Annotated in this window: 9 protein-coding genes and 1 pseudogene; 8 read left to right on the top strand and 2 right to left on the bottom strand. The window is 56.6% G+C overall.

What is annotated here, in order from left to right; translation table 11 throughout:
• Window positions 1–22: 22 nt before the first annotated feature.
• The 4 genes and pseudogenes from INT20_RS18130 to INT20_RS14530 all read left to right on the top strand — a co-directional run.
• Window positions 23–2,005: pseudogene (locus INT20_RS18130) on the top strand (type VI secretion system Vgr family protein); the annotation flags it as partial.
• Window positions 1,994–5,803, top strand: coding sequence for an RHS repeat-associated core domain-containing protein (locus INT20_RS14540; RefSeq protein WP_226912191.1), 3,810 nt, complete (start codon window positions 1,994–1,996; stop codon window positions 5,801–5,803). The pseudogene INT20_RS18130 and the gene INT20_RS14540, both read left to right, overlap by 12 nt.
• 557 nt (window positions 5,804–6,360) lie before the next feature.
• A complete protein-coding gene (locus tag INT20_RS14535; RefSeq protein ID WP_193053357.1) occupies window positions 6,361–6,579 on the top strand; it encodes a hypothetical protein in 219 nt (72 codons plus the stop codon).
• Window positions 6,563–6,754: a hypothetical protein gene (locus tag INT20_RS14530; RefSeq protein WP_193053356.1), complete on the top strand. Its 192-nt coding sequence runs from the start codon at window positions 6,563–6,565 to the stop codon at window positions 6,752–6,754. The genes INT20_RS14535 and INT20_RS14530 overlap by 17 nt, the downstream gene beginning before the upstream one ends.
• A 181-nt stretch (window positions 6,755–6,935) precedes the next feature.
• On the opposite strand, the gene rhaI is transcribed toward INT20_RS14530, so the two are convergent.
• Together rhaI and INT20_RS14520 are read right to left on the bottom strand one after the other, a co-directional pair.
• A complete protein-coding gene (gene rhaI / locus INT20_RS14525; RefSeq protein WP_193053355.1) occupies window positions 6,936–8,231 on the bottom strand; it encodes an L-rhamnose catabolism isomerase in 1,296 nt (431 codons plus the stop codon).
• Between the two features lie 34 nt (window positions 8,232–8,265).
• Window positions 8,266–10,365 carry a bifunctional rhamnulose-1-phosphate aldolase/short-chain dehydrogenase gene (locus INT20_RS14520; protein WP_193053354.1) on the bottom strand — a complete coding sequence of 700 codons (2,100 nt, stop codon included), beginning with the start codon at window positions 10,363–10,365 and terminating at the stop codon, window positions 8,266–8,268.
• A gap of 254 nt (window positions 10,366–10,619) precedes the next feature.
• Here INT20_RS14520 and INT20_RS14515 point away from each other — a divergent pair, with 254 nt between their 5' ends.
• From INT20_RS14515 to INT20_RS14500, 4 genes are all read left to right on the top strand, one after another.
• A complete protein-coding gene (locus INT20_RS14515) occupies window positions 10,620–11,417 on the top strand; it encodes a DeoR/GlpR family DNA-binding transcription regulator (protein ID WP_087106121.1) in 798 nt (265 codons plus the stop codon).
• A gap of 45 nt (window positions 11,418–11,462) precedes the next feature.
• A complete protein-coding gene (rhaS, locus tag INT20_RS14510) occupies window positions 11,463–12,473 on the top strand; it encodes a rhamnose ABC transporter substrate-binding protein (protein WP_193053353.1) in 1,011 nt (336 codons plus the stop codon).
• A 76-nt stretch (window positions 12,474–12,549) separates the two neighbouring features.
• Entirely contained in the window at window positions 12,550–14,055 is a 1,506-nt protein-coding gene (locus tag INT20_RS14505) for a sugar ABC transporter ATP-binding protein (RefSeq protein WP_193053352.1), read from the top strand.
• The gene (locus INT20_RS14500; RefSeq protein WP_193053351.1) at window positions 14,052–15,062 is read left to right on the top strand and encodes an ABC transporter permease; all 1,011 of its coding nucleotides are present in this window, start codon (window positions 14,052–14,054) and stop codon (window positions 15,060–15,062) included. Before INT20_RS14505 ends, INT20_RS14500 begins: the two co-directional genes overlap by 4 nt.
• The last annotated feature ends 3 nt before the right edge of the window (window positions 15,063–15,065 follow it).

Here is a 15,065-nt window from a genome sequence, read left to right as displayed (position 1 = left end):
TTACGTTCCAGGGAGTGGCACGATGGCTAACGGTAAGGGCCTACAATTCACCCTAACGCTGCCCGGCGTTGATGATATCGCGGTGATCGATTTTACCCACCGCGAAGCGCTCTCCCAGCCTTTTGAATTGGTGCTCAACCTGGCCAGCCGCGATGGCCGGCTGGACGCCGCCGAGCTGCTGGACCGCGAAGCCACCCTGACCGTTTGGCAGGATGGTGAAGCGTTGCGTCATGTGCACGGTATCGTTAGCGAGTTTGGTCGCGGCGACCGCGGCCATCGACGCACTTTTTACTCCCTGGTGCTGCGCCCGGCGCTCTGGCGGCTTTCGTTGCGCCACAACTCGCGTATCTTCCAGAAAGTCGACCCGCTGACCATCATCAATACCCTGTGCGACGAACGTGGCATTACCGACGTGGCCTTCGCCGTCACCCGCGAGCTGCCCGAGCGCGAATACTGCGTGCAGTACCGCGAGACTGACCTGGCATTTATCGAGCGCCTGGCTGCCGAAGAAGGGCTGTTCTACTTCCATGAATTTGAAGAGAGCGCCCACCGGCTGGTATTCGCCGATGACCCTCAAGTGCTGGCGAATGTAGGCGAGCGCACTTACCACAGCCGCGCCGGCGGCACCGCGCCCACGCGCCATGTGCGCAAGCTCAGCCACACCGCCCGCGTAGCGGCGGCCACTGCCACCCTGAAAGACTACAGCTTCAAGAATCCGGCCTACGCCCAACTGCACGAACACCTGGGCCGCGACGTGGAAGCCCACGGCCAGCAGACCGACTACGAGCACTTCGATTACCCCGGCCGCTACAAGCAGGACGCTTCGGGCCAGCCGTTTACCCGCATCCGCCTGGAAGAGCTTCGCCGCGACGCGATCACTGCGAATGCCGAAAGCGACCTGCCCGAACTTGCCCCCGGCGTGCGCTTTAGCCTGACTGACCACGACACGCAAAGCCTTAACCGCGATTGGCAGGTAGTGGCCGTACACCACACGGGCGAGCAGCCCCAGGCGCTGGAAGAGGATGGCATCAGCAGTAGCGAATCGGGCGGCATGACGCGTTACGTCAACCAGGTCACCCTCATGCCCGGCGACGCCCCCTGGCGTGCTACGCCCAACCCCAAACCGCGCGTGGATGGGCCCCAGGTGGCGTTCGTGGTCGGCCCGGAAGGCGAGGAAATTTACTGCGACGAGCACGGCCGCGTAAAAATACAGTTCCCTTGGGACCGCTACGCCGAGCCCAATGAAACCGCCAGTTGCTGGGTGCGTGTGGCTCAGGGCTGGGCAGGCGGCGGCTACGGCAGTATTGCGATTCCGCGCATCGGGCATGAGGTTATCGTTTCCTTCCTCGAAGGCGACCCGGACCAGCCGCTGGTCACCGGGCGTACCTATCACGCCGTCAACATCCCGCCCTACCCGCTACCCGAGCACAAGACCCGCACCGTGATCCGCACCCAGAGCCATAAAGCCGAGGGCTTCAACGAACTGCGCTTTGAAGATGAAGCGAGCGAAGAGCAGATCTGGCTCCACGCCCAGAAAGACCTGGAGCTTCTGACGCTCAACGACCGCACCGAAGAGATCCGCCGCGACAGCCACCTGAAGCTGCACCGCAATCGTTTAAGCGAGATTCACAACGACGATCACCTGACAGTACATAACGACCGCTTTACCCACATCAAGGGCGATGACCACCTTCAGGTGGATCAGACCCGCCACGAGTTCTACGGCGATTCGCAGCTGTTGGAAGCCGGCCGCGAGGTACACTACAAGGCAGGTTCTCAGGTCGTGATTGAGGCCGGCGCGGAGATCACCCTCAAGGCCGGCGGCAGTTTTGTAAAACTCGACCCGAGCGGTGTGACCATTGTGGGTTCGCAGGTGAAAATCAACTCCGGCGGCAGCCCGGGCCGTGGCCAGGGGCAGGCGATCATGCTGCCCCGCCTACCGGGCGAAGCGGAGCCGGAAGAGAGCGAAGACGTTACCCTCGAGCCGCACCAGATGCCCCTGCTGAGCAGCGACATTGCCGCGGCCACGCCCCTGGCGCTGGAGGACATCGACATCACCGATGGCCTGGCCGACGACTGTAGCGCCTGCGAACCCGCCGTCGGCAGCCCGGTGAACCCGCTGCTGGGCGCCAAGCTGCTCCCCGCCGAGACCGATTTTGCGCTACCCGCACCGCGCCCTTTTGTGTTCAGCCGTGGGTACCTTTCCAGCAACGCGCGGATCGGCGTACTCGGCCAGGGCTGGTCGCTGCCCGGCGAAAGTCTGGCCATTACCTTAAAAGATGACGCATATATCGTGCATGACGCTCAGGGGCGAGCCATCACCTTTGGATCACTCGCACCGGGGCAGGCGCGCTTCTCGCCTACCGAACAGCTGTGGATACGCCGCGGGGGCGAATCCGTGTCTCAAGACCAAGCAGCAGATAACGATCCCCGCTGGCAGGCGCTGGACGAGACGCTGCGCGACGACCCCGAACGCATCGTGCTCAGCGATACCAGCGGTCTTTACTACGTGTTTGCCCGCCCCGAGGAGGCCAGCACACGCTGGCCGCTAATCGAAGAGCGCGACCGCAACGGCTATACCACGGCGTACCAGTGGGACAATGGCGTGTTGGTACGCGCCATCGACAGCGCCGGGCGTCATTATCAGTTCGTCTACGATGCCCTGCTGCCCAAGCAAGTTGATGATGCCGGTCAGCGCCTGACCGGCGTCACACTGGTGCAGGACCACGACGGCAGCGTGCAGGATGACTGGCTGGTGCGCTACTCGTTCAGCGCAGCCGGTGACCTGCTCGCTGTGCGTCACCGCCATGGCGAAGTGGTGCGCGAGTTCGAGTGGCAGGATCACATGCTGACCGCCCACCGTGTGCCCGGCGGTATGGAAGCCCACTACACCTGGGACCGCCATGCCCCGGATGGCCGCGTGGTCGGCCAGCAGGAAGCGGGCGGCCTCGCCCGACGCTACACCTATCACGTCGATCACACCCAGGTCACCGACAGCCTGGGCCGTGAAGAGCTGTATCACTTCGTGGGCAGCGGCCCCGGCCAGCGCTGGACTGCCCACACCCGCGCTGACGGCTCGCGCATCGAATTCCGCTACGACCGCGCTGGGCGTAAAGTGGCCACCCTCGACCCGCTGGGCCGCGAGACGCAGATCGAGCGTGACGAGAACGGCCAGGTGATCGGTCAGATCACGCCGGATGGTCAGCGCTGGACCCTTAAGCGCGACGCCATGGGCGATACGACCAGTGTGGAAGGCCCCGAGCACCAGCGCTGGCAAATTACACGCAACGAGCGCGGCCAGCCGCTGGAGGTTACCGGGCCGGAAGGCACCACTGCCTTTGCCTATGATAATGAGCAGCTACCTGACCGCCCCACCACGGTCACCGATGCGGTGGGCGCGACCCACCAGCGTGAATGGAACGCCTTGGGCCAGGTCACCGCCGAGATCGACTGCTCCCAGCAGCGCACCGCGTACGATTACGACCGCCACGGTTTTCTCGCCAGTGTCACTAACGCCCTGGGAGAAACCACCCGCACTCAGCACGACGAGTTAGGGCGCCGTATTGCCACTCAACAGCCCGATGGCACCCACTGGCACCATCACTATGACCCGCAGGGCCGCCTGGTCGAGCTGGAAGGCCCGCAAGGCTTCCGCCAGCAGTTCTTCTTTGACGATCACGGCCGCCCGGTGCAGCGCATCGAGGCCGACGGCAGCCACCAGGCCACCGCCTATGATGAAGTCGGCCGTCTGAACGAACTCACCCTGGGCAACGGTGCAGTCTATCGCTTTGCCTATGACGACATGGACCGCCTGGCCAGCGAGACCGGTCCGGATGGTCGTGAACAGCAGTACCGCTATGACGACGCGGGCCAGTTGGTCGAGCGCACCGAAACCCACCGCACAGGTCCGGACGGCCAGCCGCTGGCTACGCGCTATGAGTACGACGCCGCCGGACGACTTGTAGCGCGCCATCTACCGGCCACCGAACACGCCCAGGCCAGCAGCGAACACTACCGCTGGAGCGCCAACGGTCAACTGGCCAGCGTGACTAACAGCCACGGCGAAGTCACATTCAGCTACGACCACGCCCAGCGACTAACCGGCGAACAGCAGCGGCATGCCGGTATGGAGGGAAACAGCGGCTGGCAGTGGCAGCAGCACCACACCCTCACCGCCAACGGTGCCCCGCAGCAGAGTCAGTTTGGCGACTTGCCCGCCCTGAACTGGCACACCTACGGCAGCGGCCACCTGCACGGCTTGAGCGCGCCGGACCTGAATCTTGACATCGACCTGGAACCCGACGTCCTGCACCGGGAAACCCAGCGCCGCTTGAGCCTCGGCAGTGGCGACCAGACGCAACCGCTGATCCTGGAGCGCGACTACACCAACCTCGGCCAACTGGATCACCTCACCCTGCGCGGGGCTCAGGCAAACGGCGGCCAGCAGTACCAGTACGACGCCCTGGGCCGGATGAGCTTCCGCGCTCTGCAAGGTGAACACTCCAAAGTGATTGCGTACAGCTATGATGCCGCCGGGCGCCTCACCGGCAGCCAGCATGGCGACCAGGCCCACCGCTACACAGTAGACGCCGCGGGTAACCGCCTGGATGGCCAGCAGGCGCTCTCTGACAACCGCCTAAGCCAGCTCAACGGCACTCGCTATCGTTACGACGGTGCGGGTAATATGATCGAGCGGCAACAACCGGACGGCGAGCGTCTGACGCTCGGCTACGACGGCGCCAACCGTCTGGTACAGCTCACCCACACCAGCGCCTACGGCCATACCACGGAGGCCGCCTACCGCTACGACGCCCTGGGCCGCCGGATCAGCAAAACCGTACGCCACACCAACGGCACTACTGCCACCATCCACTACGGCTGGGACGGTGATCGCATCGTGCGCGAAGAGTCCGAAAATCAACGCTCAACCATTGTCTACGAGCCGGGCAGTTTTGTGCCCATGCTGCGTATTGATGAGACTCAGCCAGGCCAAATGTTGAGTGCTTTCGTCACCGATGCACTGGGTACGCCCATGCAACTGGTCGCCGTCAACGGCGAAACGAAATGGCAGGCGCAGCCTGATGACTGGGCGGCGGTGAAGAACGTTCGCGGCAGTGCGAGTCAGCCGATTCGCTTTCAGGGGCAGTGGCACGATGAAGAAAGCGGGCTCTATTATAACCGCCACCGATATTACGATCCGCAGCAAGGCAGGTACATCAGCCAGGATCCGATTGGGTTGTTGGGTGGGATTAATTTGTATGGATATGTGGCGAATCCAATAGGGATGGTGGATCCGCTAGGGTTAAATGCTTGGGAAGCCATCAAGTTTCATTCTAAAATGATACCTCGCTTCATCCGTGACGAGGGCATGGATGTGTTGACACGTACCGCTACCGTTGTTGGTGGCGGTGGTCAAGTCTTATTGGGAGGGGCTCTCTGTAAGACAGTAGTAGGTTGTGTAGCGGGTGCGCCTATTGCAGGTCTTGGCGTTAGTAATATTCAAGAAGGTTTCTCTGAAAATGGGAGAGGTTTTGCACGCGAAGCAGCCGTCAAGCAGTTGGGCGAACAATGGGGAAATCTAGCCATAGATGGGGCGAATTTAGGTACTTCTGTTGGCGGGCTTCTAAGGCCGATACAGAAACCTGGGACTTTTCAGCTATTTCGAAGATTACCTGAAGACTTCATTCCAGCTTATCAAAGCGCAACAACAACGGGTCTAACTATTGAAGCTGGCTCTGCGGGCATGGGCACTTTTAGTGGAATTAATAATTATATGGAAAGTAACAAGGAGTGCCAGAGATGATAGACGTTATATTGTCAATTATATCTTTCATGGTTTTTTTGATAGCTAAATTGCTAAAAGAAAATGCAAGGAGACTAGGTAAAAATATAACTTTGCTATCCTACTCAGCGATGTTTTTTTTCATATTTCTAATTGGAGGAGCGGTAGATGGCGAGCTGTTATTTGAAAAAACAACTTATTCAGTAATTTTGATTTATATAATGGTAATTATTTGTGCAGTATATGTCTGGAAGACTGTCAGCAATCTTCAGGATTCATAGGTAAGCTATGATAGCTTCAAAACTTGGATTCAATAAACAGTTGCAGCCCTGGCCCGGATGAGCTGCGCGCTCCACAAGGCGATCACTTCCAAGTGATTGCGATGCCGCCGGTAACCGCCTGGACGGCCAGCAGGCGCTCTCCGACAACTGCCTCGGCCAACTCAACGGCACCTGCTACCGTTCGATGGCGCCAACCGCTTGGTACAGCTCACCCACACCAGCGCCTATGGCCATACCACGGAGGCCACCTACCGCTACGACGGCCTGGGCCGCCGGATCAACAAGACCGTGCGCTAGGTGGACGGCACCACCGCCACCCACTACGGCTGGGATGGCGACCGCATCGTGCGCGAAGAAAGCGAGAGCCAGCGCTCGACCATCGTGTACGAGCCGGGCAGCTTTGTGCCCATGCTGCGTATTGATGATAGCCAACAAGGCCAAGTGCTTAGTGCTTTCGTCACGGATGCGTTGGGTACGCCCATGCGACTGGTTGCGCCTAATGGCGAAACGCAATGACAGGCGCAGCCTGATGATTGGGCGGCGGTTAAACATCAGCGTGGCAGCTGACCTTTCCCCCGAAATTAACAAGGGCGAGAAGCATAGAAAACTTCATGTTCAGAGAGACCAGAGGCTACGCATGCTCAATAACCGTATTGGCGAGGTCGACAACGAAAATTGCCACTTGGTGTAAGGCAACCGGCCAATAAAAGGGATCAATACGGCCTTAACCCTTCTATTTGCTTATAGGAGAGTTAACCGACAACATCACACTGAAATAGTTAATAGCGGCGAGTCGTTGCCGCTATTAACGTAGCACCTGCTTTTACTAATAAAAACACAGCAGGCTATGCCGCTGGCGCTTTTCCTACGAGTTAAACAATGCCTGAGCCACTCCGGTTTGCATCGGCTGGGCGTTGCTCGCCGCAGGTTTGGCGGTAGCCTGAGGCGCGGTAGCTGGCGATGGGGTTGATAGCCCCACCATCCAGGCGCCGCGCTTGTTGCAGGATGGGCTCAACATCCTGGTTGAACGCGGCTTTAAGCGTTGCTTGGGCCATCAGTGCATCGTTGTTCTGTTGGTGGTGTGCCAAGGCTTCGCGGTCGACTAGCAGTGACTTGACGAAGGCGCGTCGTACTTCCCCTGCGCTGTAGATGAGGCTTTCAATGGGGTCGGTAACATTGTGCGATTGGTCAAGCATGTGGAAAGGCGCGAACTGCGAGTTTCTACGCTGGACATCAACCAACTCGTTAAACACCAGAAATAGCTGATAAGGGTCGATGGAACCCGCGTCCAGGTCATCATCGCCATACTTGCTGTCGTTAAAGTGGAACCCGCCCAGCTTTCCGAATTGGGCGAGACGAGCAACGATCATCTCAATGTTGACGTTGGGCGCGTGGTGCCCCAAATCGACCAGGCAAAGACAGCGCTCGCCAGTTTCCTTGGCGGCCAGATAGTTCGAGCCCCAGTCCTGAATCACAGTCGAGTAAAAAGCGGGCTCAAAGACCTTGTGCTCGATTAGCATGTTCCAATCGTTGGGCAGCGCTGAATAGATCGTTTTGGCGCTGTCCAGGTAGCGTGCGAAGCTGTCGGAAAAATGCTGCTGACCGGGGAAGTTGGAGCCATCGCCAATCCAGACTGAAAGCGCTTTCGAGCCTAGTTGCTTACCTAGTTCGACCACTTCAATGTTGTGCTCGATGGCCTGGCGGCGCGTTGCTTCATCGGTATGCGTAAGGCTGCCGTATTTATAGGAGAGCTTCTGGCCCGCCTCATCCTGAAAGGTATTAGAGTTCATGGCATCAAAGCCTAGCCCACGCTCAAGAGCGTAGTCTCGAAGCTCGCTGGGATCAGAAGGTCTATCCCAAGGGATATGCAGCGAGACGCGCGGCGTCATGGTAGCCAGTTGCTGGATGACGGCGCAGTCGTCCAGTTTTTCAAAAATATTACGTGGCTCGCCTTCACCGGGAAAGCGCGCGAAACGCGTGCCACCGGTGCCCACGCCCCAGGAGGGCAGGGCAATTTCCAGACCGCGCGCCTGTTCGGTTATTGTATCGATGCTAATGTCGGTACGGGCAAGTCTTTCGCCCAGGTACTGATAGTCGCGGTCAAGGTCGGCCGCTCGCTGCTCGTTATCACTATGGATGCGGTCAGCATTGATCATTGTTTTTGTCATACATTCACCAGTTATGCGTTAGTTAAAGCGGGGCTCAGCGTGTAAAAGAAGGGGCGTGTCCCGCGTCCACATTAAGAATGTTACCGGTTGATTTGGCTGAGGCGTCGCTAACAAAAAAGTAGATAGCTTCGGCGATGTCTTCAGGCAGTACGCTGAGCTTTAGCAGGCTGCGCTGGCGGTAATGATCCTCAAGCTCATCCGTGTCCAGGTCGTAGGCGCTGGCACGCTCTTCTTTCCATTTGCCGGTCCAGATTTTAGAGCCGCGTAGCACGGCGTCCGGGTTAACCACATTGGCGCGAATGCCCAGCGGGGCACCTTCCAGCGCTACACTGCGTGCCAAATGAATCTCTGCCGCTTTGGCGGTGCAGTAAGCGCTTGCATTAGCAGAAGCCACCAAGCCATTTTTACTGGCAACGAAGACAATATTACCGCCCGTTTTTTGCTGCTTGAGCACTTTGAACGTTTCACGCGTGACCAGAAAGTAACCTGTCGAAAGAATCGCCTGGTTACGGTTCCAAAGCTCCAGGCTTGTCTCATCAATGGGTGCTGAGGAGGCGATGCCTGCGTTAGAGACTAAAATGTCGACCCCGCCGAAGGCAACGCAGGCCTGGGCGATAGCCGCCTCGACCTGATGCTCGTCGGTGACATCCATCAGGCAGGTGGAAACAATGTCGGCACTGAACGTGTCAGCGAGCGCTTGTTGCGCCGTTTTCAGGCCTTCTGCGTCAATATCGAGCAGCATCACACAGGCACCTTCGTTGGCCATTCTAGCCGCGGTGGCCTGGCCTATGCCACCGGCACCTCCGGTCACTAACGCGATGCGTCCAGCCAGTGCCTTTGGTTTAGGCATCCGTTGCAGCTTGGCCTCTTCAAGTAGCCAGTACTCAATATCAAAGGCTTCCTGGTCGGGCAAGCCCATGTATTCGCTAACCCCGGACGCACCCCGCATAACGTTAATGGCGTTGAGATAAAACTCACTGGCGATGCGTGCAGTCGCTTTGTCCTTGGCGAAGGTGATCATGCCCACGCCCGGTAGCAGATAAACGACGGGGTTGGAGTCACGCATTGCGGGGCTGTCTGGCCGCTTGCAACGCTCATAGTAGGCTGCGTAGTCGCGGTTGTAGTCGGCTAACTGTTCATCCAGGCCAGCGATAACGGCATCAAGGTTGTCGGTTTCGGGGTCGTAGCCAACGACCAGTGGCTTAATTTTGGTGCGCAGAAAATGATCCGGGCAGGAAGTGCCCAGCTCCGCCAAGGCTTCAAGATCATTGGAATTGACGAATTCGAGAACCTCAGGGGCGTCGTTAAAATGGCCGACTTGACGTTGATGGCCACTGGTTTTACCGCGAATAATCGGCATTAGTTTAGCGGCGATGGCCTTGCGTTTATCGGCGCCTAGACTGGTAACGCGAGGGCCGGAAAAGGCTGCCTTGCCCTTGAGCTGTTCGTCCAGCCAGCTCTGGGCCTTGTTAATAATATCCAGCGAGGTTTGGTAGCACTCTTTGGCTGTATCACCCCAGGTGAACAGACCGTGCGCTTCAAGCAGCACACCTTTTAGATTCGGCTGCTCTCGGGCGATCTTTTCAAGCTCAAGGCCCAATTGGAAGCCCGGCCTGCGCCAAGGCAGCCAACCAATGTCGCCGCCGTAGATCACCTGGGTGAGCTCACGGCTATTCTTTGACGCAGCAATGGCGATAACAGCGTCTGGATGTAAGTGGTCAACATGGGTATAGGGCAAGTAGGCGTGTAGCGGGGTATCGATACTGGCTGCGCGGCTGTTCAGGTTAAAGGTGCAGTGGAGAAGTGCGCCCACCATCTCATCTTCATGCGCCTCACCTTTATAAAATTGTTTAAGCGTTTCAAGCTTGTCCTGATAAAGGGTCGCAAAGCCATCAAGCCCCATACTGCCGATGTCACCACCTGAGCCTTTAACCCAAAGCACCCGAATATTTTCACCGGTTAGCGGGTCTGCCTGGATGATTTTGGCAGAGGTATTGCCGCCGCCATAGTTGGTGACACGCTTGTCGGCACCGAGCAGATTGGAGCGGTAATGCAGCTGTTCGGCTTCGCTCATGGAGGCTGCCAGGCGGTCATCCCAGCGATTATTGATCTGGTTGGCGGGCTGTTGGGGCATGAGATACCTCGGGTATTGTTATGATGTGATTGGGCAGCGGCAGCCGGACTGATAGCGTTGAGTGCTTACTATTGTGAAAGCTATTGTGTTGAAAGGTCTGGCTGCGACCTTTTTGATCGATTTTGACGAGTTATGAGTCTAATCTGTAGAAAAGTATCGATTCGAGATTTTTATCTGTCAATAGCAATCATAAATATTCAAAATTGGCTTGCAGATGATCGATTATGAAATATAGTGATGAATGAGGATAACGAATGCATGAAGTTGAACGCCATCGAATCATCTTGGCGGAAGTTGAAGAAAAGCCCATTGCTACCCTCGGGTACTTGGTAAATTTATTGGGCGCTTCGGAAGCGACCGTTCGGCGAGACATCAACGAACTGCAGCGACAGGGAAAATTGAAAAAGGTACGTGGCGGAGCGGAAGCCTTGCATCCACCCGCTAACACCTCCTTGGTAGGGCGGCCTTACTCGGTTAATCAATTGATTAACGCCAAGGCCAAGCGCGCCATCGCAAAGGAAGCGGTGGGTCTGTTGGGAGACGGGATGTCAGTCACCATTAGTGGCGGGACGACAACTTACTTCATGGCGGAGTTCATGCGCTCATGCAAATTGCAGGTACTGACGAATTCGTTCGTGATTGCCGAGCAGTTATTAAAACGCAGCAAGTGCATGGTGATGCTACCAGGCGGTAACGTATATCGGGAACAGAACATTATCTTGAGTCCGTTTCCGAATGATATTTCCAGTCAATTTTATGCCTCGATGCTGTTCATCGGGGCGCAGGGAGTAGGTCCTCAGGGGGTGATGGAGGCAGATCCTCAGATTGTGCAGGCGGTAATGAAACTGCTGGACCAGGCCGATCAGAGAGTATTGCTGGTCGATTCCAGTAAGTTTGAAAACCGCAGTAATCTCATCGTCTGCCCATTATCTCATGTCGATATCGTCATTACCGACGATGGTATTGACCCCTCAAGGCGACAAATGATCGAAGATGCGGGTTGTCAGCTGATTATCGTCAATCAAGGCCTTGAAACGACCGCCCCCGGCTGATGCTCAAAGCAGGGTCGGGGCATAACAACAAAATTGGAGCGCACGATGTTCAAAAAACTCTTCCCAGCCCTAACGGCAATGATGTCGATTGCTTTGCTGTCGATTGCTTACTTAGCACCCGCCCATGCTGAAGATGATGTACGCATCGCCCTTGTGGTCAAAGCTATGGGTATCGGTTTCTTTGAGGCCGCCAACGAAGGTGCCCTGGAAGCAGCCGAAGAGCTGGGTAATGTAGAAATCATTTACACCGGCCCAACCACGACAACCGCTGAAGGCCAGATTGAGGTAATCAGCTCGCTGATTGCCCAGCGTGTCGATGCTATCGCGGTTTCCGCCAACGACCAGGACGCGCTGGTACCTATCCTGAGTCGTGCCCAGCAGCGCGGTATCAAAGTGATTTCCTGGGACTCTGGGGTCGCACCCGAGGGCCGCAGCGTGCACTTAAGCCCCTCCAGTGATGATTTGATTGGCCGAATGAATGTACAGCTAGCGGCCGATGCGTTAGAAGCCAAAGGCGTTAGCTCGGGTCAGATGGCTATTCTCAGTGCGACACCTACCTCGACCAACCAGAATGTCTGGATTGAGGAGATGAAAAAAGTGCTACCGGAATTTCCCCAGCTTGAGTTTGTAGACACCGTTTATGGTGACGACCTGGCAGACAAGAGTTATCGCGAAGCGGTAGCGCTAATGCGTAACCATCCTGATCTGGACGTTATCGTCGCCCCAACCACGGTCGGTATTTTGGCCGCGGCGCAAGCGGTGAGCGATGAAGGCCGTGTTGGTGAGGTTTATGTCACCGGTTTGGGGCTGCCGTCGGAGCTTGCTGGCCACGTGGAGAGCGGCGCCATGCATAACTTTGCCATTTGGAATCCTATTGATTTGGGCTACGCCGCAACGACCATCGCTTATAACCTGGTGATGGATAATGCAACAGAAACCAGTGTAGACATGGGCCGTATGGGTACTGCACAGCTTGATGAGAACGGCAGTGCCGCCATGGCGGAGCCTTTCATCTACGACGCAACCAATGTTCAGGATTTTGCCGATATTTTTTAATCGCGAAATCGGGCTGGCGCTGTTACGGCAGCGCCTGACCAAAAAATAAATACACCCAATAACAAAGATAATAGCCATGACACAAAGTACAGCAGTGTTCGCGCTGAGAAACGTCACCAAAACGTTTCCCGGCGTGACGGCTCTCGACAGGGTTAAGCTTGATCTCTATCCCGGTCAGGTGACTGCCTTGGTAGGTGAGAACGGCGCCGGAAAATCCACGTTGGTCAAAACCATGACCGGCATCTATCAGCCCGATGGCGGAGAAATTCAGGTCGCTGGCGAAGTGGTTTGCATTGACGATCCTGAAGCCGCGCGCCAGTTGGGCATCACGGCTATCCACCAAGAAACGGTGCTGTTCGACGAGCTGACCGTTACTGAGAACATATTCGCAGGTAACTACCTGACGCGCGGTCGCTTGGGGCGGCTTGATTGGCCCGCCATGTATGAGCGCACTCGCGAAATCCTCGCTGATATTGATGCGCCCCTGGACTCCAAAGCACGTTTGAGGGGGCTAAGTATTGGCCAGAAGCACATGGTGGCTATTGCCCGCGCGCTCTCGGTAGATGCCCGAGTGGTGGTTCTTGATGAACCAACGGCCGCATTATCACACCACGAGATCAAAGAGCTATACGGCATCGTTGAGCGCCTCAAGAAGTCGGGTAAGGCCATTCTTTTTATTACACACAAGTTTGATGAGATTTTTACCATCGCCGACCGCTATGTCGTTTATCGCGATGGCACCTTTGCTGGCGAAGGCATGATCAGCGATGTTACTGAAGCAGAACTGGTTGAGATGATGGTAGCGCGCAGTGTCAGCGAAACCTTTCCCAAGCAGACCGTGGCTATCGGCGAACCGATGATGACGGTAGAAAATTTGAACCACCCGACCGAGTTTGCCGACATTAATTTTGAAGTGCGTGCGGGTGAAATCCTGTGTTTTTACGGACTGGTAGGGTCTGGCCGTACTGAAATTATGCAGGCACTTTTTGGCCTTTCGAAGGCAGCAACCGGCAATGTGCACATTAATGGCAAAGCGGTAACTATCCGCTCGCCAGCTGACGCAATCAAGGCAGGCCTTGTTTACGTGCCGGAAGAGCGCCAACAGCAGGGCGTCATTTTGGATCTACCCATCTTTCAAAACATCAGCTTGCCACAGCTTGGGCGGCTTAACCGCTGGGGCTTATTAAACGAGACGCGTGAATATGACGTGGCACGGGCTTATGGCGAGCGTCTTAACGTCAAGACCTCAAGCTGGGATCAAAAAGTAGGCAATCTGTCAGGCGGTAACCAGCAAAAAGTTGTTATCGGCAAATGGCTCGCGACACGGCCAAAGATCATTGTCCTTGATGAGCCCACCAAAGGTATTGATATCGGTTCCAAAGCGGCGGTGCATCACTTTATGTCAGAGCTGGTTAACGATGGCTTGGCGGTCATTATGGTCAGCTCAGAATTGCCTGAAGTGCTCGGTATGGCCGACCGCATTATTGTGATGCACGAAGGCCTGATGGTGCGTGAATTTACTCGCGCAACTGCCACGCCTGAAGCTGTGGTGGGTGCAGCTACTGGAGGAATGGCCGCATGATGTCCGCGCTACTTAAACATCGTGAGCGTTTTCTGGCGCTGGTAATCCTGGCGTTGATATTAGTGGTGGGCGCTATCACGCCCTCGTTTCTAAGCCCGAACAGCCTGGTCAGTGCCTTCAACGATACCTCTATTCTGATGATTCTGGCGATGGGCCAGATGCTGGTTATCCTGACCCGCTGTATCGACTTGTCGGTAGCCGCCAATCTGGCCTTAACGGGGATGGTGGTGGGCATGATCAATGCCGCCTATCCCGGCGTGCCGGTGCCGTTATTGATACTTTTTGCCATGGCAATGGGGGCTTGTCTTGGTGCCATTAATGGGTTCTTTGTTTGGGTTGTTGGTGTGCCTGCCATTGTCGTAACACTGGGTACGATGAGTATCTATCGCGGTACTATTTTTCTGCTTTCAGATGGTGCCTGGGTGAATGCCCATCAGATGAGCGCTGACTTTATCAGCTTGCCACGCACGGTGGTGTTGGGCATGCCGATGATGAGTTGGATCGGTATCATCGTGGTCGCTGCTTTCTATTTCGCTACTCGCCATTTGCGCGTCGGACGCGATTTCTTTACGTCTGGCGGAAATCCTGTCGCTGCTTTCTACACCGGCGTGAGCGTTGGCAAAGTGCAATTCAAGGCCTTTGTGGTGTCCGGCATGCTGGCGGGGCTGTGCGGTTACCTTTGGGTGTCGCGCTACGCGGTTGCCTATGTGGATGTCGCGAACGGCTTCGAACTACAGGTGATTGCGGCGTGTGTGATTGGCGGTATCAGCATTATGGGTGGGGTCGGCACCGTACTCGGCTGCGCGCTGGGTGCTCTGTTTCTGGGTGTCATCAATAATGCTTTACCGGTGCTGGGTGTTTCACCGTTTTGGCAGATGGCTATTTCTGGCGCCGTTATCATCATCGCCGTCATTGCCAACTCAATGGCTGAGCGAAGCAAGGGACGTATTATTTTGCGCCGGGCGGTGAGCACACGCGCCACGCCCGCTCAGCATCAGGAGGCCTGACCA

The sequence above is a fragment of the Halomonas citrativorans genome (assembly GCF_014898005.1).
Taxonomy (GTDB): Bacteria; Pseudomonadota; Gammaproteobacteria; order Pseudomonadales; family Halomonadaceae; genus Vreelandella; species Vreelandella citrativorans.
Note: the sequence above shows the minus strand (reverse complement) of the source record. Positions and strands in the feature narration are given on the sequence as shown.

What these genes read in the sequence shown, in the direction of transcription:
- INT20_RS14540 (WP_226912191.1), top strand. Translation starts at nt 1,994, where the DNA reads ATGCCCCTGCTGAGCAGCGACATTGCCGCGGCCACGCCCCTGGCGCTG.
- INT20_RS14530 (WP_193053356.1), top strand. Translation starts at nt 6,563, where the DNA reads ATGGCGAAACGCAATGACAGGCGCAGCCTGATGATTGGGCGGCGGTTA.
- rhaI (WP_193053355.1), bottom strand. Translation starts at nt 8,231, where the DNA reads ATGACAAAAACAATGATCAATGCTGACCGCATCCATAGTGATAACGAG.
- INT20_RS14520 (WP_193053354.1), bottom strand. Translation starts at nt 10,365, where the DNA reads ATGCCCCAACAGCCCGCCAACCAGATCAATAATCGCTGGGATGACCGC.
- INT20_RS14515 (WP_087106121.1), top strand. Translation starts at nt 10,620, where the DNA reads ATGCATGAAGTTGAACGCCATCGAATCATCTTGGCGGAAGTTGAAGAA.
- rhaS (WP_193053353.1), top strand. Translation starts at nt 11,463, where the DNA reads ATGTTCAAAAAACTCTTCCCAGCCCTAACGGCAATGATGTCGATTGCT.
- INT20_RS14505 (WP_193053352.1), top strand. Translation starts at nt 12,550, where the DNA reads ATGACACAAAGTACAGCAGTGTTCGCGCTGAGAAACGTCACCAAAACG.
- INT20_RS14500 (WP_193053351.1), top strand. Translation starts at nt 14,052, where the DNA reads ATGATGTCCGCGCTACTTAAACATCGTGAGCGTTTTCTGGCGCTGGTA.